This window comes from Leptolyngbya sp. PL-A3 (assembly GCF_039962325.1).
Lineage (GTDB): Bacteria > Cyanobacteriota > Cyanobacteriia > Elainellales > Elainellaceae > Vacuolonema.
The window spans coordinates 1-21,764 of the sequence record NZ_JAMPLB010000061.1; the positions used below are offsets into that span (position 1 = coordinate 1).

26 protein-coding genes are annotated in these 21,764 nt (G+C 50.2%); 13 read left to right on the forward strand and 13 right to left on the reverse strand.

What is annotated here, in order from left to right:
* On the forward strand, nt 1-245 hold a 245-nt coding region (locus NDI52_RS27755), incomplete at its 5' end, for a hypothetical protein (RefSeq protein WP_190773674.1).
* A gap of 5 nt (nt 246-250) precedes the next feature.
* Here NDI52_RS27755 and NDI52_RS27760 read toward each other — a convergent pair.
* From NDI52_RS27760 to NDI52_RS27790, 7 genes are all read right to left on the reverse strand, one after another.
* Nucleotides 251-529 (reverse strand): hypothetical protein, encoded by a 279-nt coding sequence (locus NDI52_RS27760; RefSeq protein WP_190773673.1) that lies wholly within the window; start codon nt 527-529, stop codon nt 251-253.
* A gap of 543 nt (nt 530-1,072) precedes the next feature.
* Nucleotides 1,073-1,627: a hypothetical protein gene (locus tag NDI52_RS27765; protein ID WP_190773672.1), complete on the reverse strand. Its 555-nt coding sequence runs from the start codon at nt 1,625-1,627 to the stop codon at nt 1,073-1,075.
* A gap of 320 nt (nt 1,628-1,947) precedes the next feature.
* Nucleotides 1,948-2,442, reverse strand: coding sequence for a TIGR00725 family protein (locus NDI52_RS27770; protein WP_190773671.1), 495 nt, complete (start codon nt 2,440-2,442; stop codon nt 1,948-1,950).
* A 434-nt stretch (nt 2,443-2,876) separates the two neighbouring features.
* Nucleotides 2,877-3,464 (reverse strand): ribosome maturation factor RimM, encoded by a 588-nt coding sequence (gene rimM, locus NDI52_RS27775; RefSeq protein WP_190773670.1) that lies wholly within the window; start codon nt 3,462-3,464, stop codon nt 2,877-2,879.
* The gene (locus NDI52_RS27780) at nt 3,427-3,825 is read right to left on the reverse strand and encodes a hypothetical protein (RefSeq protein ID WP_190773669.1); all 399 of its coding nucleotides are present in this window, start codon (nt 3,823-3,825) and stop codon (nt 3,427-3,429) included. Before NDI52_RS27780 ends, rimM begins: the two co-directional genes overlap by 38 nt.
* 93 nt (nt 3,826-3,918) lie before the next feature.
* Entirely contained in the window at nt 3,919-5,199 is a 1,281-nt protein-coding gene (locus NDI52_RS27785) for a valine--pyruvate transaminase (protein WP_190789432.1), read from the reverse strand.
* A gap of 353 nt (nt 5,200-5,552) precedes the next feature.
* Nucleotides 5,553-6,152: a peroxiredoxin gene (locus NDI52_RS27790; RefSeq protein WP_190773667.1), complete on the reverse strand. Its 600-nt coding sequence runs from the start codon at nt 6,150-6,152 to the stop codon at nt 5,553-5,555.
* Here NDI52_RS27790 and NDI52_RS27795 point away from each other — a divergent pair.
* The 3 genes from NDI52_RS27795 to NDI52_RS27805 all read left to right on the forward strand — a co-directional run bounded on the left by NDI52_RS27795 (nt 6,144) and on the right by NDI52_RS27805 (nt 8,161).
* Nucleotides 6,144-6,422: a hypothetical protein gene (locus NDI52_RS27795; protein WP_190773666.1), complete on the forward strand. Its 279-nt coding sequence runs from the start codon at nt 6,144-6,146 to the stop codon at nt 6,420-6,422. The genes NDI52_RS27790 and NDI52_RS27795 overlap by 9 nt on opposite strands.
* A gap of 429 nt (nt 6,423-6,851) precedes the next feature.
* Nucleotides 6,852-7,736: a TIGR02587 family membrane protein gene (locus NDI52_RS27800; protein WP_190773678.1), complete on the forward strand. Its 885-nt coding sequence runs from the start codon at nt 6,852-6,854 to the stop codon at nt 7,734-7,736.
* Entirely contained in the window at nt 7,733-8,161 is a 429-nt protein-coding gene (locus NDI52_RS27805) for a TIGR02588 family protein (RefSeq protein WP_190773665.1), read from the forward strand. The genes NDI52_RS27800 and NDI52_RS27805 overlap by 4 nt, the downstream gene beginning before the upstream one ends.
* A 30-nt stretch (nt 8,162-8,191) precedes the next feature.
* On the opposite strand, the gene NDI52_RS27810 is transcribed toward NDI52_RS27805, so the two are convergent.
* Together NDI52_RS27810 and NDI52_RS27815 are read right to left on the reverse strand one after the other, a co-directional pair.
* Entirely contained in the window at nt 8,192-8,389 is a 198-nt protein-coding gene (locus NDI52_RS27810) for a hypothetical protein (RefSeq protein ID WP_190773664.1), read from the reverse strand.
* Nucleotides 8,390-8,422: 33 nt separating this feature from the next.
* On the reverse strand, nt 8,423-8,890 hold the full coding sequence (locus NDI52_RS27815) for a hypothetical protein (RefSeq protein ID WP_190773663.1): 468 nt from the start codon (nt 8,888-8,890) through the stop codon (nt 8,423-8,425).
* A 760-nt stretch (nt 8,891-9,650) separates the two neighbouring features.
* Here NDI52_RS27815 and NDI52_RS27820 point away from each other — a divergent pair.
* The 3 genes from NDI52_RS27820 (at nt 9,651) to NDI52_RS27830 (ending at nt 12,000) form a co-directional block, all read left to right on the forward strand.
* The gene (locus NDI52_RS27820) at nt 9,651-10,502 is read left to right on the forward strand and encodes a hypothetical protein (RefSeq protein WP_190773662.1); all 852 of its coding nucleotides are present in this window, start codon (nt 9,651-9,653) and stop codon (nt 10,500-10,502) included.
* Between the two features lie 448 nt (nt 10,503-10,950).
* On the forward strand, nt 10,951-11,526 hold the full coding sequence (locus NDI52_RS27825; RefSeq protein WP_190773661.1) for a hypothetical protein: 576 nt from the start codon (nt 10,951-10,953) through the stop codon (nt 11,524-11,526).
* A gap of 222 nt (nt 11,527-11,748) precedes the next feature.
* Nucleotides 11,749-12,000, forward strand: a complete 252-nt coding sequence (locus NDI52_RS27830; RefSeq protein ID WP_190773660.1) for a hypothetical protein — start codon at nt 11,749-11,751, stop codon at nt 11,998-12,000.
* Nucleotides 12,001-12,048: 48 nt separating this feature from the next.
* Here the strand turns inward: NDI52_RS27830 and NDI52_RS27835 are convergent, their stop codons facing one another.
* From NDI52_RS27835 to NDI52_RS27845, 3 genes are all read right to left on the reverse strand, one after another.
* Complete coding sequence (locus tag NDI52_RS27835; RefSeq protein WP_190773659.1) at nt 12,049-12,234, reverse strand: hypothetical protein; 186 nt, start codon at nt 12,232-12,234, stop codon at nt 12,049-12,051.
* A 426-nt stretch (nt 12,235-12,660) separates the two neighbouring features.
* Entirely contained in the window at nt 12,661-13,881 is a 1,221-nt protein-coding gene (locus NDI52_RS27840) for a cation:proton antiporter (protein WP_190773658.1), read from the reverse strand.
* Nucleotides 13,882-13,997: 116 nt separating this feature from the next.
* On the reverse strand, nt 13,998-14,882 hold the full coding sequence (locus NDI52_RS27845) for an SDR family oxidoreductase (RefSeq protein WP_190773657.1): 885 nt from the start codon (nt 14,880-14,882) through the stop codon (nt 13,998-14,000).
* 182 nt (nt 14,883-15,064) lie between these two features.
* Here NDI52_RS27845 and NDI52_RS27850 point away from each other — a divergent pair, with 182 nt between their 5' ends.
* Both NDI52_RS27850 and NDI52_RS27855 read left to right on the forward strand, forming a co-directional pair.
* A complete protein-coding gene (locus tag NDI52_RS27850) occupies nt 15,065-15,784 on the forward strand; it encodes a bifunctional sterol desaturase/short chain dehydrogenase (protein ID WP_190773656.1) in 720 nt (239 codons plus the stop codon).
* A gap of 3 nt (nt 15,785-15,787) precedes the next feature.
* Nucleotides 15,788-16,840: an alpha/beta fold hydrolase gene (locus NDI52_RS27855; RefSeq protein WP_190773655.1), complete on the forward strand. Its 1,053-nt coding sequence runs from the start codon at nt 15,788-15,790 to the stop codon at nt 16,838-16,840.
* 196 nt (nt 16,841-17,036) lie between these two features.
* On the opposite strand, the gene NDI52_RS27860 is transcribed toward NDI52_RS27855, so the two are convergent.
* Nucleotides 17,037-18,413 (reverse strand): CHAT domain-containing protein, encoded by a 1,377-nt coding sequence (locus tag NDI52_RS27860; protein ID WP_190773654.1) that lies wholly within the window; start codon nt 18,411-18,413, stop codon nt 17,037-17,039.
* A 220-nt stretch (nt 18,414-18,633) separates the two neighbouring features.
* Between NDI52_RS27860 and NDI52_RS27865 the strand changes: the two genes are divergently transcribed.
* The 4 genes from NDI52_RS27865 (at nt 18,634) to NDI52_RS27880 (ending at nt 21,507) form a co-directional block, all read left to right on the forward strand.
* Nucleotides 18,634-18,999: a hypothetical protein gene (locus NDI52_RS27865; protein ID WP_190773653.1), complete on the forward strand. Its 366-nt coding sequence runs from the start codon at nt 18,634-18,636 to the stop codon at nt 18,997-18,999.
* Between the two features lie 186 nt (nt 19,000-19,185).
* On the forward strand, nt 19,186-19,527 hold the full coding sequence (locus NDI52_RS27870) for a YtxH domain-containing protein (protein ID WP_190773652.1): 342 nt from the start codon (nt 19,186-19,188) through the stop codon (nt 19,525-19,527).
* A 13-nt stretch (nt 19,528-19,540) separates the two neighbouring features.
* Nucleotides 19,541-20,125, forward strand: coding sequence for a DUF948 domain-containing protein (locus tag NDI52_RS27875; RefSeq protein WP_242035870.1), 585 nt, complete (start codon nt 19,541-19,543; stop codon nt 20,123-20,125).
* A 572-nt stretch (nt 20,126-20,697) separates the two neighbouring features.
* Entirely contained in the window at nt 20,698-21,507 is an 810-nt protein-coding gene (locus NDI52_RS27880) for a TPM domain-containing protein (RefSeq protein WP_190773677.1), read from the forward strand.
* Nucleotides 21,508-21,764: the final 257 nt, after the last annotated feature.

Consider the following 21,764-nt stretch of genomic DNA (forward strand, 5'->3'; position numbering starts at 1 on the left):
TAATGAAATTACCCCCAGAATGTTGGTGCTTTGCCCGCTTCGCGGGCAAAGCACCAACATTCTGGGTAAATTCTTATGCAGAAACCTCCTTAGGCCGTGCCCCTTCCACTACACCTTTTATTTATACAGCCCAGCATAGTAGTGACTTAAAACGCTGGGAAAAACACAAAACCCGGTGTTTTGGAAAACACCGGGTTTCTAGTAGCTGGCAACTTTGCTTAGATCAGGGAATTATCCCTCATTGAAGGGCTCACTCTGTATCGGGCGGCAGCTCCGGTTTGGGATACTCAGGATGATCTAACAAGTTTTTCTTAGATTCCCGTAGGCGATCCCAAAGAGTACGAATCTCTTCGTAGGCTTGCTCGGGACTTAGCTTGCCACCCGTTTCAAGATTGCAGACAAACCCAACACGTTGGGCAAACTCTTGCAGATTCGCGTTGAACGTAACGTTCTCCAACGAAAATTCACCCCGGTAGTGACCGGCCGGATAAAGAAATTGATTTTTTTCAGGTTGAGACGACTGTTCCAAAACGACCACCTCCGGTACGAATCTAGCAAACTTGGCACACTCAAATGAGCGAGCCTCTGAGCTCATCCATCTCTATTCTCACCATACCTCTCTCATAGAAGTAACGGCCACACAGCCCAAGAGAGCACACCAACTTTTTGAGCGTGACTTCTACCCCAAGAATGCCGAAGAAGCGCTCTTCTGTAGGGATCGCCACAATACCCTTCAGCAACTATAGACTAACTACGAGGTAGGAGCCGAATTTCATCTAATAGAATTAAATGGTTCTGACCACCTTCATCCTTCATTGTCTTATTGCCTGACGTTAAGAAACACTCCTGTTTCTCTCATATTTCCCCGTGAGAACCCATTTCACGGTTCCCTACCGTGAGGGGCTCATGCCCTACACCTGCTCAAGCTCTGATGTTGAGTGAAGTTCAACGGTTTACTTACCTACGTCCAATTAGCCTAGTAGGTTGAGGGGAAATCCATCACCTATGTTTTTGTGTAGGGTGCTTCGCACCCTACACAAAAACATAGGTTGCGAACTTAGGCCGCAACCTACTAGATATCAAAGGCCGAGTCGTTTGCCTGGAAAATAACTTCATCCACCCCATACATTGGCTGGGTCAGCAAGGTTTCTCGGATTGCTTCAAACAGGCTGTATTGATTCGCACTGCTGAGGCTTTGGAAAACTTCGCTGCTTTGGTTAGGTTCCAGTTCAAAGTTCACTTCAGCTTCCCGTGCTTGGGGATTCACGCTGACTTCGTAGCCTGTGATGCCTACATCCTGCCCCTCGTAAGCTTCGACAATTTGCCCAACTGCCATTACTGCGGGGGTGTCAGAGGTAACCAACACTGACTGAGGTACCAGCTCTTGGGTTGCCGGATCGGGGACATAAATGATGGCAGGCTCGTATTCCCGAGTAACGGAGGTGTCAATATCAGGGGTGGCTTGGGCGATCGCTCCCGCAGCATCAGATGCTACAGGAACAGGATTTGCAGTCGCCCTTTCTGGAACCAGACCCAAACTGACTAAGGCCAACAGGGTGATGGATAACTTTGCAATAGGATTTACGGTTAATGCTTGAGGGTTTAAATGGTGGAGGGGAAAAACCATAACTGTTCCTCTTTAATGCCAATTTTTGTCTAGTGATTGGATCGCGGCCTTTAGACCTATCAGCATGCCTGGGACCTCACTTTTTAATTGGGCTTTTATAAGACCGTTGGCCCCTCAAATCAGGAAACACAGGATTTAGTTCTATTATTGCACAGGCCCCTTAAACGGAAGAAATATCACATTTTTCTATGCAATTAGTAATGCGAAAAAATGTCTTCTCAAGGGCATTTTTTGAATAAATATCAGGTTTCTTTTAAGGATTACCTGAATCTGCAGAAATTGAGCCTTAAATTACAAAGATGACCAGTGCAACACCAAGATCAGGCAATTTCTAGAATCTCCCGAATGCGTCCGATCGCTTCCTCTGGTTGGTGCACAGAATACAGGTGCTCGGTACCTAGACTATAAAAGAACGCCTCACTCTCGGCGTCTGGCTTCAGGAGGATGATAGGCTTTCCGGTTTTGAGGGCGATCGCCACTTCTGAAGCAGTACCGGCTCCCATGCCACAGGCCACTACTACCCGGCTGGACAATATATTGATGACATTGCGGGCATGGCCCATCCCTGTGTAGATAGGGATGTCCACGTACGGCGAAGTTCGCCTCTCTTCGCTATCCGGCAGGATTCCAATCGTCAGACCCTGCGCAGCCTTTGCGCCCCGGCAGGCTGCATCCATCACCCCTACATTACGCCCTCCCGTCAACACCACCCATTCTGCCTGGGCAACCTGGAAGCCTAAGTTATAGGCATCCTGGTACTGTTCTGCTGTAGCAGCATCTCCTGGCCCCATTACACCGATGAGAATGTGAGACATATACAGCCTTAGATAACCTGAGTTCGGGTTAAGGGCGTTTTCGAGTGCCGCGTGTTGCGCGGCACTCGAAAACGCTTATTTTGGCGTGCGCAAAGCACACGCCAAAATAAGCACTTCAGCTTATCCCGAACTGAAGTTAGATAATTAAGCTGGGACAGATTATTTTTGAAAAGTAGCAATGGGCTGTACTTATTTCACCTTTCAAAACCTGTTTCATACCCATTTGAACGGAACCCAGTGCAGGTGTTTGTAAGGAAATGGCTCGACGAGCCATTTCCTTACAAACATCTGCCTAGTTTGGTTTTTAAATTGGTATCACAAACTATACGAGAATGCCGGAACCCAAATTTGGCATTAACAAATGAGGTATAAAAATAGCCCATGGAACGTAAGTTTCATGGGCTATTTTTATACCTCATTTTGAGTGAGAAGCGTTAGTCAATTAATCCGGCAGGGGGCGTAATTTCCACAATGCCACGATCGATCGCCACTACAGGCACGATCGCCTCTACAAAGGGAATCAGCACATCCGTTGTTTTGTCCCGAGGCGTGTCTAGCTTTACCTGAAGCAGGTCATTACCAGCCGGGAGGACGTTGGTCACAACCCCAACTTGAGCTTGGGTTGATTGGTCAATTACCCGCAGGCCAATGAGATCAGCCACATGGAATTCGCCCTCTTCCAGGGACGGGCGATCGCTCTCAGGAACCAACAGCAGACAATCCCGTAGGGCTTCAGCATCATCGCGATCATTGATGCCTTCGAGTTTGACGACAAAATTACCCTTACCCGGTTGCAGCCAGCCCTCCTCCAGTTGAATGGGGGTTGGTGTATCGCTACCGGGGCGCTGAAGCCAACGCTGTCCTGCTTCCAAAAATCGTTCTGGAAAATCTGAGGTGGGATAAACGCGCACCTCCCCTCGTAGACCATGGGCACCGACAATGGTGCCAATTTCCAGCCAGCCCTCCGGAGGTACCGGAAGTTGTTTAACCAACGGTTTGGACTTCTTCGTAGTATCGGCCATTGTCATCCAGACATTCCCGCATGAGGGGGTTCACATTACCAGAATAGTCGTTGCTGAGGGCGTATGGCTGAAGCTGGTGCAGTGGTCCGGCCAAAATTCTGCCCAGTTCCTCCTGATAGAGCCGCTCCTCGGTTTCGTTAACTTTATAAAAGTCATTATTGCTGCGATCGCGCGATATGGATGCCGTCACCAAACGGTTGTTAGAGAAGCTTTGAAAACAGAGGCGATCGCCCTGCGACCGAATGTCAATAATGCGGTTGCGGTTACTATAGGTGCCCGCTTGCAGTGGAATAGCCAGAGCCACCTGCGGTAAAGCTACCGCAACGAGAGTTATACAGGCGATCGCGTACCGTTGGATCATAAGTTTCCTCCACGCACACCAAAAACCACCTCAACAATAAACCAAAAAAATTCCGTTATGAACAGGATTGAGCTATTGATGCGAAAAACTAACTTAACCCTGCACTGACTGCTGATAGACCCTTTCGACCACCTCTGCAAGGCGTTCCATTGCAGTCGTCAACTCGTTATCACTCGCTGTTAAGCTGATACGGAAACACTCCCGAGTATGCTGCCAGGGTTCCTGTAAGCCAGGGAAGAAGGCACTGCCGGGAACCACTATCACACCCGCCTGCTTCAATTCCTGGTAAAAATCCCAGTCGCTGATAGGCAAATCCTTCAACCACAACCAGGCAAAGATAGCCCCCTCGCCACGGTGCAAGAACCAGGGCAACGATTCTGGCATAGCTGCATCCAGAGCATTCTCAAGTAAATGAAATTTGTTCTGATAGTGGGGACGGATGACCCGCTCAGAAATCTCAGCTAAGCGGCCCGAGCGAATAGCACGAGCCGCGATCGCCTGCCCATAGCGTGAAGAATGCAGACAAAGATTTGTCAAAAAACCCTCTAATACCTGAATCACAGCCGCATCTCCCAGCGCAATGCCCACCCGCTCACCGGGCAACCCTACCTTAGAAAGGCTGAGGCAGTGCACGATGTTGGGGCCAAAAATGGGAGTCATCTCAGTAAAGTTGAGGCTGGGAAAGGGGGGTGCGTAGGCCGAATCTACGAATACGGGCACGTTATGAGCAGCAGCGAGGTGGGCGATCGCCTTCACATCCTCATCCGACACCACATTTCCCGTCGGGTTACAGGGCCGCGAAAACAGCACAAATCCCGTTTGCTCACCAATCGTTAAATGATCGAGATCAGGCCGATACTTAAAGCGATGAGCAGCGGCATCAATGTTCAATTGTGGCTTACAAGCCGACAGGGATTCGGGAATTAGCGTTACGCCACCATAGCCTGTGTAATCCGGGCAGAGGGGCAGCAGGATCTTTTTCAACACACCCGTCTTGGTATAGCCACCTAAAGCGTTCGCTACGAGAAAGTAAAGCGATTGGCTCCCCGGTGTCACCAAAATATTGCGCTCCGTCAGGTTCAACCCATAACGCTGGTTGTAATCGGCCAGAACCGCCTCCATCAGCGGTTCATAACCCCGACTGGAACCATAACGGCACACCACCTCGCTAAACTCGGTACTGGCCAGAAGCTCTTGAGTACAATCCCGCCACAGTTGGTCTACCTCCGGTAGAATCACCGGATTGCCAGCGCTCAAGTTAATAAATTCCTGCCCCGCTGCTTCACCCAAGGTCTCTCGAATGTCTTTCATGATGGCACGAACGCCTGTCAAGCAAGACATCTGCTCACCAAACTGAGTCAGAGAAGGAATCATAAGCAGCTCCGGCAACGAGGACTAGATAAGAGCAAGAGGATAGCGATCGCTCCTATCACATTCTTCCTACCGTTGGGTGAACTTGCCCACGGAACGGCTTCCGGGTGCTGATGTTGCACGGCAATCGGAAACACCTTTAAGCCAAACGATAGCGCTGTGCACATTGATTAAGTACAGTGGTGTGGCGCACTTCGGGCTCCACACCACTGTACTTAATCAATGTGCACAGCGCTATAACGTCAAAAAAAAGGGAGCTGAAGCTCCCCTTAAGTACGTTGGAAATCTGTTACAGAGCTATAATTCCAAGATTTTTTGCACCCTCTTTAGTTTGCAAAAAAACCTGAATATACCATTTACACAGCCGCGAAGAACTCTTTAGACTTCACAGGGTCAGGGTTCATAGTCTTATCACCGGGCTGCCAACCAGCGGGGCACACCTCATCGGGGTGAGACTGTACATACTGGATAGCTTGCAGTACCCGCAGAGTTTCATCAACGCTACGACCGAAGGCCAGGTTGTTAATGGTGGCATGCTGAATCACACCATCTTTGTCGATGATGAACAGACCACGCAGGGCAATACCAGCTTCGGGATCGAGAACGTTATAGGCAGAGCTAACTTCTTTCTTGATGTCAGCTACTAGAGGATAGGCCAAGTCACCCACGCCACCACTCTTGCGGTCGGTCTGAATCCAAGCCAGGTGAGAGAAAACACTATCCACAGAAACACCCAGAACTTCGGTGTTGATAGCCTTAAACTCTTCGTAGCGATCGCTAAAGGCAGTAATCTCTGTGGGGCACACAAAGGTGAAGTCTAGCGGGTAGAAGAACAGCACCACATACTTGCCACGGTAGTCCGACAGCTTAATAGTCTTGAATTCTTGATCCACAACGGCTTCAGCGGTAAATTCGGGAGCCGCTTGCCCAACGCGCAGGCAATCGTGATGAGTCATAAAATCTACACTCCTAAAGGGTCTGCAAAGCTGCAACAACTGTGTCAATGTGGAACACTGGCAATCGCCCAGAACCTTGCACAGCAAAGCTCCGGCAACTACGACCAGAATTCTTACGAACTGTTACGACTATATCACAGGAAGACACTCTTTGTAGTCGTTATGACTTTAATATTCCTCTCCGATGGGGGAGCTGTCATCAGAAATGGTGTGGCCTTTAGCACCATGCCATCCCCCCTGGGTATAGCCCTTCGATTGGAGGCCCTATAACTTGATTGAGCGCAGCTCTGTGAGAGGTTAGGTATGCCCGCATGACATCAACCCTTACACAAAACGAGTCAATTACGCGGTATACGAGTAACACCATTAGCCAGGAGTTGTGCTGTTCCCATAACTACTGCTTCTATAGCCTTTGTTGTGTTAGTTAGCCTCAATTTTGGATAAGCCCAAGAGCCCATTTCGGCGTGTGCAGAGAGCACGCCAAAAGTTTTTTTGAGGGGCGCTTTGCGCGTCCCTCAAAAAAACTTCAGGACATCAGGAGCGAGTTGCGTTAGCCCAAGGTAAAGATCCATCCTGCTGTAGATGTGGGCTGTTATACCTCTGAGCAATGCTTAGACATCCAAATTTCTTAGACATGATATAGCTATCATTCCTAAAAGATTACGGATGAGTCGGCTAGGTCTTGTAAGGGAGGGGGAAATGCCGATAGCGATCGCACGGCGACGGCGACGGCAGGCGTGGAAAGCCGAAGCGGAAGACCTGGTACGCGGAGCATGTGGGGGTTTTCTGTTTGGGATTCCACTGCTCTACACCATGGAGATGTGGTGGATCGGGTCATTCGTAAGCCCGCCCATGATACTGGGTGCCCTGGTCGTAACCTATATCGTGGTATTTCTGCTCAACCGCACAGAAGGTTTTCGACATGTGCAGGGCAATGGCTCTCGGCAGGCTGCTATCGATAGTGTGGAGGCGATCGCTCTAGGCCTGCTTTGTACGGCATTAATTCTGGTGCTACTGCAGGAGATTACCCTGCGAACCCCAATGGACGAGGCATTAGGGAAATTGGTCTATGAAAGCCTACCCTTCACCTTGGGAATAGCCCTGGCCAATCAATTTTTGCGGGGCGATCGTAATACTGAATCTAACTCCAACACCCCGGCTAGCACCGCTCAACCTTCCGGTGAACTGTATGCAACCTTCTCAGACATTGGTGCAACTCTGATTGGCAGTACCATCATTGCCTTTAACATTGCTCCCACCGATGAAGTACCGATGCTAGCAGCCGCAATACCAATCCCCTGGTTGTTGGGCATTATTGTCATTTCGCTGCTGATCTCCTACGGCATCGTGTTTGAAGCGGGCTTTGCCAAGCAGCAACAACGGATGCAGCAGAAAGGAATCTTTCAACGCCCCTTAGGCGAAACCATCGCGGCTTATCTGATCTCCTTGGCCGCCGCCGCCGTTATGCTGTGGTTCTTTCAACAACTGCAGTTTAGCGACCCCTGGAGTGTATGGCTACGCTATACCCTTGTTTTAGGACTGCCTGCCACCATCGGCGGCGCTGCCGGGAGGCTAGCAATATGAGCCAGACAACGGAGACAACTCAGGCAGAACAGAAAAACACGCAGGGCGATCGCTCTCTCCCTGAGCGGGTGAGCTTCGGCATTGCTCTCACCATTCTGGCCAGCATCGTCGGCCTGGTGATTTACCTCTGGGTTAATAAGGAAGGCGATCGCCCTCCCGAACTCTCATTAGAACGTCCCGAAGATATTCGAGAAGCCAACGGCCAGTATTATGTCCCTTTCGAACTCACCAATACAGGCGGCGGCACTGCTGAGTCTGTGCGAGTTCTGGCCGAGCTGCGCATCAATGGTCAGGTCGCTGAGTCTGGCGAACAAGAATTTGACTTTCTCTCTGGCAATGAGAGTGAAGAAGGGGCGTTTGTATTTTCTAAGAATCCGCGATCAGGGGAGTTAACGTTGCGAGTGACAGGGTACAAATTGCCTTAAGCTCTTAGACCCCTTGCCAGTTCATAGGACTTACGCCTGTGTGTAGTACACCACACACAGGCGTAAGTCCTGCCTAAAGAGTAGAGGTATGGGAGAGGGGTGTGAATCGTTGTCCCACACTCCTCTCCCATGCCTCACTAAGGAGGTTTCTGCATAAGAATCTACCCAGGATGTTGGTGCTTTGCCCGCTTCGCGGGCAAAGCACCAACATCCTGGGGGTAATTTCATTGTTGGAAATCTCCTAAATTAGAAGATATTGTATTAACTCTTCTTCTCAACCCTCGCCTTTCGCTGCTGCGTTTGCGCTTGATTCGGATCGCGCTTCACAGTCTTGGTGTAATTGACGCGGCGAAAACGCAGAGCTGACCAATCGGCGTCGAGCGCCACTTGGCGTACACCTTCGAAACCCAATTCACCGAGGGCGGCCCAGCCGGTGTCGCGGTCAAAGTCACAGCGATAGCGTTTTGAAGTGATTTTGGGATAGGCAAACCAGATAATGGCATCTGCCTGGGCTTTGGGGGCGATCGCCTCAGCAGCAGCTTCCACCTGGGCCTCCGACATCACAAAGACTAGGGCGAAAGCAATCTCATCGATATCTCGCACATCATCGTAGACAGGAACGTCATCCAGAGCCTCCACTTCAGCCTCAAAGCTGTCGGGGGCATCGAGAACCAGAACCTCGGTTTGCTCCTTCAGGTTAAGCCTTTTGAAAAGGGCGGTAACAGGCATGATTGGGTCTCCGTGGCAAATAGAGGAAGCCTGATGGGTGTAGCACTAAGGCGATATCGAAAGAGAATGCACCCGGCATCCGTTCTCTATTCTCGCAGAGGCTGCCATTCTCTGCCGACTCATATGTAACGTCAGTTTGGATCAACTCGTATTCGACGGCCTAAGATCTGTTTTAAGAGTTATTTTTTGTGCATTTAGCGCAAAAAAATAACTCTTTCAGCTAGTTTTAAAACACGGCCTAAGTCAGTTCACTTTTAAACATAAGTTGATCTCTTGTGTTAACCTTGGGCGATCGCAGCGCATTCAGAAACTTGATTCACATTCATACAATTTTAAGTAATTACTAATACAGACCATATAACAAACAACAATTGAATTTACATAAATAGATTCCGTACAAAATATTGTGTCTCATGCTTAACTCATGCAACGTATACAGCACAACAAATAAACAATTCAACAGGTTCTACAGATTTCAATACCTTAAACGATCCTTTTGAAGTGGGAAAAGGTACAAGTGTCTTTTCTCTGTGCATACAGATTTAGCGCGCTCCCAACATCTGGAAAGACGGATCAGTGGGAATCGAAAGGAGTTCACTTCAACTCACCGAAGGAACTCCAAAAAGGTTTTAGAACAACGGTTTTGGATGTGGGAAAAATAGCTTGAGAAGATTTTGTAATGTTTTGTGTGGCTGATCTACCACCTAAGAGAGAGCGCCTAGACTGAGATGGATGAAATCGCCATGTCTATTTGTAACGTATGACCTCTGACCCCTCTGATCTAAACCCTATAGCGGCAACGAGTGATTCCCCTGGAGATGGCACCCGCCCCCTTCTGATCGAACTTTCTTCACGACGACGCTTTGTCCTTGGGTATGTGGCCGTCACAATTATTTCGTGGCTAATTGCCCGTTATCTCTGGCCTCTTCCGCTTCGGGCAATTCCCCTGAGTGACGACATGGTGAAGGGGTTAGTTCAGGGGTTGCTGACAGGAGCAACAGTCGGACTGGGACAATGGCTGGTGTTACGCCGCTACATCCCTACCTGGCATTGGATTGCAGCCAATGCCCTAGGGCAAATAGTCATTAATTTGGGGAATGAGCTGTGGACCAATTACTTGATTGCTCAATCCCAGAAAGACCCCACAGCTTTTCTAGAAACTTTTGGGGGAAACTATGCCATGCCGCTGCCCCTGGCAATCGCGGGAACGTTACCCCTGCTGTTTTTTCAATGGCTTGTGCTACGCCGCTATCTTCAAAGAGCGTATGCCTGGGTGCTGACTCCGTTTGCAGTAACCCTCCTCTCTATAGTGTTTTACATCTTCACGGGATTGTTGGGTTCTAAGACCAACTTGCCCATTCGCTTCGCAACCCCTATTTTGATTCCGGGCTTAGGTGGAATAGTGCAAGCGATCGCCTTCTGCCTGTTTCGCAGCAAGCGTGGGGTTTCTCTCAGCGAACTGGCAGAAGATGCGCGTCCAAATGGCAAGGGTAACCGGGATCTTCTACCGCTGCTTCGTCTAGCCCTGATTACACTGCTAATCCTGGCCGGGATCGCTGCCTTGGTGGGCAGTGCGGGAATAATAATCGAGAAAATCCAATTGCGCAGCTAACTTTTTGCCCAAACACCCACATTTTGTACATTTCCCAAAACCCTTGTTGAGTACACAAAATGCTCGCAATTAGGGGTTTCAGAACATTGCAGGATTCACGTATTAACGTCAGGTGTAAAAACGTAAACCCGCCACACCTGACATTCATGCTTCATATAGGAACTTACACAAGCTGCATTCATAAAAAAAGGGGATGAATTGCCAGCGATTGACCCCCACTGACCTTCTCTTCCCCTAGATCTACACTAACGCATTATTTGCCTAAAACTTTTTAGGGTTACAAATATTTGTACTCCAGCCTCTGGAACGTCGGCTCCTTATGCTTTTGAGCAGAATATTTAATTTAGTTACAAGTGGCCTCGTCTCTACCTAATTATTGAGGTCAATTTGGGAAAGATAGGCTAGAGCATGCAAAAATTGGCTATTTACTCCCCTGATCCACACCGCGATGAAAAGTACGTTGCTGGCAATCCTCCACGAGAACCTGCCCGAATCCCTTCATTACCTGCTGGATGGCCGCCGCATTGAGCGATGGGGTCGATCGCTCACCATTACTGCTAATACTGCCAAACTGGCTAAGCGCACCTGCCGCCTGGCTCGCTGGGTTGCTCCAGCCCTGGAGGCTTTGTGTTGCGATCGCCTGGAGATTACTGATGGACGCTCGTACAGCCGGGATTACTCCCGGCGTTGTTGTCAGCGCTTACAGGATGATCTATTGAAGCGTGAGGATGAGCGCCTACGGTTTAATCTAGTGCTATCAACGTTGCCCGAAGCGATTCAGGAATCGCTTGCCGCTTCTCGGGTGTTGACGGTACAGGGGCAAATTTACATTTATGTCAGCAACCCAGACGACTTTGAACGAGCGACTGGGATTGCGCTCTGGTTCAGCGAATTGGGAGACTATGGGTTTAAGGCGCTTGTAATCTCGGAACTGGGTCAACGCAGAACTCGCTTAACCGCTGAAGTACTGCAAAATTCCTGGGACATTGAGCGTAAAACCTGGAGCTTGAAAAATCCAGGATGATGGTGATGCTTTGGTATTTTATTTGACACTTACCTGTACCAAAACTTGGAACCCTAATTGTACCGCGGCAAAGCAGTGACACAATTAGGGTTCTAAGTTTTGCTTAGTGCCTGTTCTAAATTCCATCCTCACAAAATCCTCACATTTTTTTGTTCCAATACAATTAAGAGAATTTCAATTGACCCCACTGGCTGAATCCGCTATCCCCTTGACACCCAACCTATGAATAACCTCTTCCTGTCCTATCAAGACGCAGCCCTACTGATTGCCGCTTTAGATGAACTGGCATTGCACATTAAACCTGGGCCAGAGTTTTATTACCAGTACGACAGAATTGAGACGGTACAAAGCCAGATTGAATTGGCGATGGGTATTAATCGGGCACAGATTCGGGAAATGGAATGGGGGCGATCGCCCTCTCCTGAAGTTGAGGCTGCTTTAAGTGCAATCGAACAAGACCTAGCCATGGAATAATCTTTCCCTTGAGATGCGCCCCCTTAAGGTGAACAAAAAATAACTCTATTACGAACTGCTCTGACTGTGCGCTAACAGAAACTCTAGTGCCTCATCCAGGGTTTTGCAGATAGCGATAGGCTGTTCTGCATTCAGGTGCGCTAGAGCATATCCACCTCGACTACTAGAAACTCCTCCCAGAAACTGGTAACCAGCACTGGCAGCAACTTCTAATACTTTCTCTACGGTGATCATGGTTTTCACTCCCAACAACTTGCCTGAATGAGATAGATCAAAACCTTTTCAGAACAGATTTTGAATATCTATTGAGATATATTTCTTGAGCGGGAGTCTGGGAATGGCAAAATGCCACTTTTAAAGCTCTGAAATGCTTTGACAGCAAACAATACAGGTATTGCATGGGCGTGTCTATACCAGTTATTTACACGCTCCTCTGTCCCTAAGTGGGCCTGTAGTTCTATCAAAGGTTTGAAGACGAGGGGAATGGTACTCCTCCTTTCGTACTATGCCGCCAGTCGTAATTCTCTATAAATGATTTTTTTAGGGGGCCAATCTTAAGAGATACCCCTTAAGTCATAGACTCTAGACACTATGGAGTTGACCAGCCCTGACGATGGGAGGCCAACTCCATGCGATGAATTCGGTTTAGCGATCGCCTACTTACTCCTGCACCCCCTGCTTGCTTTCGTACCATTGCATCAAAGGAGTAGCGCTAATACCATGTAGCACAACGGAAACCAGAATAACGCTATAAACAATCCAGGCTGTTTTTTCGGCTAGCGGGCCTTCAAACCCTTTCCCCATGGCGTAGGCCAAATAGTAAATAGAACCCACACCACGGATGCCAAACCAACCCATGAGCCATTGGCTGGTGCGAGGCAATCCACTGCCGAGAAGACTGAGCCACGTGCCCAGGGGTCGCACAATAAACAGCACCGCCACAACCATCACAAATTCGGCCCAAAAATTTTCTGCAATGGACGTAAATTGAAGCATCGCCCCCAGGATTAGGATGGTGCCCACTTCTAGAAGTTTTTCAATTTGCTCCGTGAAATAGAGCTGAGCCATGCGTTTTTCTGAGTCGTAGGAGTAGCTCTTGCGAATGGTAACCCCTGCAACGAATACAGCCAAAAATCCATATCCATTAACAATTTCGGTCAGCGTATAGGTGATGAACACAATGCTGAGGGCCAGCAGTTCCATTTCCCCTTCCTCCTGCTGGTGGCGGGGCAGGCGTCTGTTTAACCATAAAATTCCTTGGGCAACGATGTAGCCCATCACGAGACCAGCGGCGATCGCCCACAGAAGGTCCACCGCGACCCATTCCCGAAACCAGTTGTCCCACGACCCTTTGGTTAGGGCGTACAGCCCAAAGTAAACAAAGGGAAAGGCCAGAGCATCATTCAGCCCCCCTTCAGAGGTCAGGCCAAAGCGAACTTCATCATTGTCATGGGGGTGGTAGAGTTGAACTTCCGATGCTAACACTGGGTCTGTGGGCGACAAAATTGCACCCAATAGAACAGAGGTTCCCCAGTCGAGCCCCACGAGCCAATGAGCGACTGCGGCGATCGCCAGAATCGACAATGGCATCAGAAAGCCGATCAACCGAATGGTGGTTTGCCAGGCTCCCAGTTTTAGAGGGCGATGCATTTTGAGACCGCAGCTAAAGACTGAGATAATCACCACCAATTCGGCCAGACGTTCCACAAACTCGGCATTCGGTCGGAGTTGAATCCAACTCATCCCATGGGGACCCAAGGCGATCCCCACAATCAAATTAATCAGTGCATAGGATAGGGGTAACCGCACAATCCACCCCGAACCCAGGGTAATTAAGAGGAGGAGTAACCCCACGGTCAGGAGTAAAGGAATGTATTGCACAGGCTTTAACTGGAAAATGACATCCCAGTCTAGGCTTCAGATTCAGCCCAATTCATCCCCTCAAAGCCAGAGCAGTCTTCAATCACATGGCATATAGCCACGCCAGTGTTCTACACTCATAACCCCATATAACGGCGCACAAAACTCTCCAGGCTTTCTAGCTTGAAACCATAGACCGACTCTAGCCGCTCTACTTCAGCAGGGGTGGTATAAAACTCATGGGCGAGTAGAGTGCGGAAGGTGCCGAGAGCAGCTTTCGCTCCTGGATTGAAGACACCGACAAGAGAACGAATGCCATCTACAGCCAGGAGAGGCGGATTGAGCAGAATGGGCTCTTTTTTGAAAATGCGCCCAAATATTTTAGGAATCTCACCCCGCTCTAAAACTTCAGGCCCACCGACAGCAAATACTTGATTGCGCGCCCCTTCGGTCGTTGGAGAAGCCGCCGCAATGCGGGCCAAATCATCGGTACTAACAATAGACGAGCGGGAAAGGGGATCGCCAATTAGCACGTAAATTCCGGTTTGCTGAAAGCGTTCTGCTAGAGGCAGTAGATTAGAAGCAAAACCAGAGGGCCGCAAAATTGTATAAGGAACGCCGCTATTTTCGAGATACCGCTCTACAGCTCGCTTTGCCTTAAAAACCGGGGCATCTTCATAGTTGCGATCGGCCCCCAGCACAGAGATGAACACGAAGTGCTTCACACCGTTCGCTTTCGCTTGATCAATCAATTCAATGTTGGCGCGATAATCAAGGGCTTGCGCACTACCACTCACTTCATTAGAGCCGTGAGCACTGATGATGTAATCTACACCCTGGCAAGCTTTTTGAAGATCTCGCTCTTGTTGTAGATCGCCAATAAAGACTTCGGCTCCGCGCTGTTCCAGGCTGCTGTATTTCGAGGTAAGCCGCACAAAGGCTCGCACGGAGCTACCTTGTTCTCGCAGCACCTGCACAATGCGCCGCCCCAGTCCTCCGGTTGCTCCTGTGACGAGATACATAGGCTACTCCTCATCTATAAAGATCAACAGTTTAGAGTCCCAAATCAAACGCCAGAACGTCGGTTTGTGAACGGTCACAGTACATTAGACTAACGGTTTGGGCCGTCCTTGGGTTCATCCTAACGAATCCTTAGAAGTTGTGACGGAAGGCTCACGACACCCGATTTATCAGCAGAAGGCGTATGAATCATCAGGCATCATCAACGCATCAGTGGCTGGCAGGGCAAGTGGTTGCCATCACGGGCGCATCCGGTACTCTGGGGCGATCGCTCACCCGTACCCTCCTCCAAGAAGGAGCGAAGGTGCTTGCCCTGACGACATCTCAGAACAGTAGTTTCCAGGAGGGAGTCGAGGTGGTGTGCTGGCAAGCCGGGCAGGAGGAGGAACTGCGCGATCGCCTGCAATCCATCAACATTCTCATCATTAATCATGGAATTAATGTGCATGGCGATCGCTCCCCTGCTGCCATCCAAAAATCGTTCCAGGTCAATACCTTTTCGGCATGGAACCTAGCAGAGCTTTTTCTCAGCACGGTCGATCCGGCTGATTCCGACACATTAAAGGAATTGTGGATTAATACGTCTGAAGCGGAAGTAGGCCCAGCCATTAGCCCCCTCTATGAACTCTCCAAGCGGACTCTGGGTCATCTCATCACCCTGCGCCGCCTGGATGCCCCTTGCGTTATCCGAAAGCTGATTTTGGGCCCCTTTAAAAGTAATCTCAACCCCATTGGGGTGATGTCAGCGGACTGGGTGGGACGGGCGATCGTATTCCTGGCAAAGCGTGGATTTCGCAACATTATTGTGACGATTAATCCGCTCACGTATCTCGCTTTTCCACTGAAAGAAGTATCTCAGTCGCTCTACTTCCAGTTATTCTCAAAATCTGGTGTTCCGTCTTGAACGATGCGTCCGATTCCCTATTGCCCACCCTGGGCTATTCGCCAGGGGTTACCCATGACTCTCTACACCGCCCTATGGGCCAGCCGGAGTTGGGAGAAAACCCTTGCAGAACCAGAGCCTGACTACCACCCTCACATTTTCTCGGGTGCGGGAGGTGTACCGTTATATGGCCTAGTTGCCATACCCGATCGCCCGAAGGCAACACTGGTAGGTACTTATGGCATCACAGGCAACCTGGAAAATCAGTGGTATCTCAAACTGCTGGGGCGTAAGGCAGTCGCTCAGGGATTTGCCGTAGTACTCTTCGACTGGCGGGCTCATGGCAAAACGGCGGAGCTATCCCCTACACTCACCTCCGATGGGTTGTACGAAGGGGAAGATTTTGTCCATATTGCAGCGATCGCCAAGGATTTGGGATGCCCCGCTCCCTTCTGGTTCACTGGTTTTTCTCTGGGGGGGCAGCTAGCGCTGTGGGGCATCAAGGCAGGGCAATCACCGCCGGATACTTTAAGGCTAGCTGAGGCTGACATCGGAGGTGGGGCGGTAATCTGCCCCAGCTTGGATTCGGTGCGATCGCTCACCTATCTAACGACCCATCCCTTCGGTCGCCGCCTGGAGCAATCCATCACTCAACAACTGAAGCAGTTAGCCTGGCAGCTTCATACCTATTACCCGGAGGCGATCGATCGGGCCGCCATCGAACGGGTGGATAGCATCTGGGCTTTCGACCGGGAATTGGTGATCGGTCGCCTGGGCTTCCCCTCAGTCGAGGCCTACTATAAAGCCAGCAGTCCCCTACCGCTGTTACCCCAACTGACGAAACCAACTCTTATTCTTTACGCTGCTGACGATCCTTTATTCGACCCTACTCTCGTATCCGATTTAAAGGCTGCCTGCACGGGTAATACGGCCATCGATCTCATGCTGACTCCCCACGGTGGCCATGTGGGGTACTTCAGCAGCAAAGCTGGCCAGCGCCAGGCCCAAGATCCCGATCCCTGGTGGGCCTGGAACCGCATTCTGGAATGGATCAATTACCAATGCCATTCGCTATAAGGCATAGCTTACGCAATTTCAGGACTTACGCAAGTCCGCTATCCGTATATTTGTGTTGTGGGTGGGGTGCTAAGCACCCCACCCACAACACAAATGCGTAAGTCCAGAATTTATAACTCTTTCGGATCTAGTGAGAAACGAGAGATGGGTGTGGGACTGCGTCTCACATCCGTCTCCCGTCCCTTACCGGATTGGCCTACCACGGGCTACTAATTAAGGAGAAACCAGCCCAGTAAATGGGGTGAGATAAATCCCTTTCCGTACGAAAGGCAAGGGGCTTGGGAAGAGGAATGGCCCCCCGAGACATCAGAAGTTGGTCTCCCTCAAATCGTACATCCCCTCGTAGCAGGCGCAGTTGGGCTTGGCGTAGGGCTTCGGCACGGGTGGGGGCGATCGCCAATTGTCGATAAAACTCCGTCATCAAAGCCAACGTTCCGGCATCGCTGACATACCACAAGCTGGCAAGGGCACTTTTCACATTCGATTGCAAGGCCAACCCTGCAAAGCCTAACTCTGCTTGAGCATCTCCCACAGCCGTACGACAGGCACTTAGCACCAGCAATTCCAGTTGATCTGTATGCCAATCCATGACGCCCATCTGCTCCAGGGTCAGTCGAGCATCCCAAAATTGGATGAAGGAGCGATCGGGCTTACCAGGCTGAAACTCCGCATGGGTCGCCAGGTGCACAATATCATAGGGTCGCTCTGCCAACTTGGCCTGGAAATTATCCAGAGTGAATTCCTCATTCAAGAAAGTTTGGGCATCCCAGGTGATGTTAGTCCCGGGCACAGACTCCATTTGCGCTGTAATTGTCGAGAGCTCGACCGGAACCGCTGGCAACGGATTGAGCTGCTGAAATTCGGAAGCTCCCATCGCCAGCAACTCGCCCTGCTGGATATTGGTGACATTTGTATGGATTAGATTAAAAGCCGGAATACGCGTCAGCGCGTACTTTTCAAGTAAAAACTGCTGTCCATCATGGAGAGCCGCCAGCGTTAACCCTCGAGCTCCATCACTCAAACAAAACAGCAAGCTATCAATGCCCTGGGGCCGCAGATATTCCGATTCAAACGGCTCAATGATCCAGCGGTGCAGTTGCTGGGCATTGTCCAGGGAAACACGACGGTTCCCCCGAGTCATGTCTCGTTGAAAAGACCGCACCGTCTCCTGAAGCAGGGCTTGTGGTACTTCACTGGATTCCACCACAACGGGACGGTGCCCAGAAGTAATCAGTACCAAACGCAGGCTATCAGGCTTGGGCGTTACCCAGAGCACGGCCGGGTGGGTTCCCGTCTCCTGCCCGATGCGTGTCAGAGTAGCTGCAATTTGATCAGGATTCTGTTGATCAGCTGGAAGATCCCGATCAAAGTACTGTTCAAACTCTCCTTCCAGTCGTCGCTCCATGTCGATAATGCTTGCATCGACAGCCATCTCGTCGGTTTGCGCCTGGAGGGATGGGGCGATCGCTAACATCACACCCAACAGAACGCACACCCCTAAGACAAGGAGCGATGACCATCGCCGCCATCGAGGAATCCAGGTTTTCCAGCGGGCCCCACGGTTGACCAACATAGGCGGTATCCTCAGGTTTTTACAAGGAAAATGCTGTTTTACGGTTCTCGAACCTGACCTGGTAGCTCACGCCTGTCTGTTAGGCTTCAGTTTAGAGGAGTTCTATTCCAGATAGCCTGTGCTGGCAATCTCCTACTGTCCTAACAAAATGAATAAATGAATATGAGATGATTGAAGGAAGATTAAGCACTGCTTGGTATTCATTGCTTTCCCCTGCTCCATGTTGACGATTGTTGTGCTGGCGAACATTGTCCTGTCTCTGCTATGTCTCTATGCGGCCTGGCGGATTTGGCGGTTTAGCCAGGTTCTATCCCATGCAGCCAACGTGCTGAGCAACGCTGAGCAAAATACCCACCAGGTGCTATATGGAGCACCTGAGGCAATTTTTCAGGGGCAACTGGGCGTGGCTCAGTTACGGCAACGTTATCAACAACTGATTCCGCAACTTCAGCAAGTACGCCAGGCACTAACCGTTGTCAATCTAGGGCTGACGCTCTGGCGGGGTGGCTTACCTTGGCAGCGGGAGACTGGGGGAAAGGGGGTTCGCCAGAAGAGACGCGATCGCCGTTTCTCAAAACGGTCTTGATAGCAGGTCAATAGTAGGGGACAAAATCATAAGTTCTACCCACCAAAATGAGTGATACTGCAACACAAAAATGAGAATTAATGGCCCAGGGCGCTGCTTTCAGTCATTTGGAGCCAGTGAATGTTAAGCTTAAAGCGCAAGGCCGCCTGACTGGCCCAACCATTGGCAGGAGCAAGATAGCGAGGCATGGCAGACAATCGTTCAGGAGCAAGCGGAGCATTTGTCGTGGGTATGTTATTAGGTGCGGCAGCGGGTGCCGTAACCGGGCTGATGCTAGCCCCCCGTTCGGGTCGTGAAACCCGAAAACTGCTCAAAAAGTCAGCGGATGCACTGCCTGAACTGGCAGAGGATCTCTCCTCTTCCGTCCAACTTCAGGCGGGTCGATTGTCGGGCAAAGCCGTTCAGAACTGGGATGGCACCTTAACACGTCTGAAGCAGGCGATCGCCGTTGGGGTTGAAGCCAGCCAACGTGAACGCCCTCAGGCTGAGGCAACTGAGGTTGCCTCCCATCCCCGTGACCCTGCGTAATTGAGCAAGCGCCGTGGTTGACCCCCTATTTTGGCTGGGACTATCACTCCTCCTGGTGGCCGTTTCCCTCACTGCAGTGTTGATGGCGGCCCTTCCGGCCTTGAGAGAATTGGCACGGGCCGCCCGTAGTGCCGAAAAATTGTTTGACACACTCAACCGCGAACTGCCCCCAACGCTGGAGGCGATTCGCTTAACGGGGTTAGAAATTACGGACCTGACGGATGAAGTCAGCGAAGGTGTTCAGAGTGCCGGACGTATTGTTCGGCAGGTCGATCGTAGCGTCACCTCGGTACGGCAAAGAGCCCAAAAAGCCCAAAAGACAACACGCAGCTTTATGGTCGGCTTTCGCGCGGCTTGGCAGTCGTTTACCCAATCTCCCAATGGCAACACTGCCTGGAACGAAGAAGCGGAACGGGTTTATGATCAGCTTCCTGCCAGTACGACCCATGCCATTGAGGATTTGTCAGACGACTACGACTACGAAGACTATGACGCCGAAGAGCTCGCCGCCTACGATGAAGACTTCGAGGAGCCATCTTATGGCAACCCAGAACGACCTGGGCATCGAGGGCGATCGCAGAACGCCGACTCTGTATAACAGCGCAGGGCTTTTGTAAGAACAGACAATATGGCATCAGCCTTCGCAAAGGCGAGCCGTATAAAGTGTTGAAGGTCAAATGGTCATGGCCCACCCCAGGAACAAAGTACCATTTTCCAAGAAACACGGCCGCTACTAATGTTTCAGAACTGGGCTTGCGATCGCTGGCATTCGAGAGGCGATCGCAAGCCCAGATTTTTTCATAAGGCCATACCATAACCCAAATGGGGTACTACAGCAGTGCACAAATGGGTTCAGTACATAAGGTATAGAATATTTCACACCTAATGCCTTGTGTACGGTTGGAAACCTAGCCCTAAAGTTTAACGAACGTTAAGTACGAGATTTACAAAAATCTCGTAGCCCTTGGTACAGAGGAACTTTGGCCTTAATTCATGCTCAACAAGGGCCATTTGACCCCATGAAGATGCTTGCCCCATAGCCATAAACCTCGGTTTTATATTAAATTAGAGTTACGAATTGTAAATAACTGGCATTTCTTCTTCATGATTTGTCGTGACTTAGAATTCGGGTTTAGTATATCGATCCAATAGTTCGAGGCCGGGTTGAATATGATATCGGTGCGATCGCAGTTCAACAAAGTGCTTAAAGGTGTGGTGATAGTTGCTTTGGTAGCGTTGAGTTGGGCGATCGCTCCCGCTGCCTGGGCCTACGATAACCCTGAGTTGTTACCTGACAATCCCACCAACATCATCGACCTGGCGGACTCCTTAACTTCTATTCAGCAGGAAGATCTCGACCGCCATCTGGATGAGTTTGAGCAGGAAACGGGCTGGAAGCTACGCGTGCTAACCCAGTTCGATCGCACGCCGGGTCGTGCTGTTAAGGATTTTTGGAAGCTTGACGAAAAAAGCTTACTCCTCGTTGCCGACCCACGGGGTGGTAATTTGCTGAATTTCAGTGTGGGAGACGCGTTTTACGAGTTACTTCCCCGCACCTTTTGGATTGAGCTTCAAACCCGCTACGGCAATCAGTTCTTTGTCCGGGAGCAAGGGGAAGACGGTTCTATTCTTGGCGCATTAACGTCAGTCGAGGAGTGCCTTCGACAGGGTGGCTGTAATGTTGTTCCTGGCCTTCCCAAAGAGCAGTGGATTTTAACGCTAATCACCTCAGTGCTAGGCGGTATCATTTGCGGCTTCGCGGCGCAGCCTCGTGAGTCAGGCCAGATTGTCGCGTGGCAATGGGCACTGATTTTCTCACCTCTCTGGGGCATTCTGTTCATTGCGTTTGGAATTGCTCCTGTGATTACCCGAACTTCTGATTGGCTTCCTCTAGCGCGTAACGTGGCCGGCTTCTTGATGGGTTTTCTGGTTGCTTACCTGTCTCCCATGCTGAATCCATCGGCTTCGTCCGAAAATTAGAGAATTCCCCTATTGCTCAAACATAAAAATTGCGTAGCGCAGTGCTACGCAATTTTTATGTTCAATTTTTCCCATGAAATGGGATGTAGAAACGCAGTTCCACATCCCATTTCATAGCTTCACTCAGCAAGTAAAAATTAGGAGCGTTAGTCTATCAAACGTAGCTGAAATCATTATTTGCGGTTGCAAGGCAGCAGTCAATGTAAATTTTAGATTTTCCTGCTCAGGTCCCAGCAGCCATACAAAATTCATAGTTT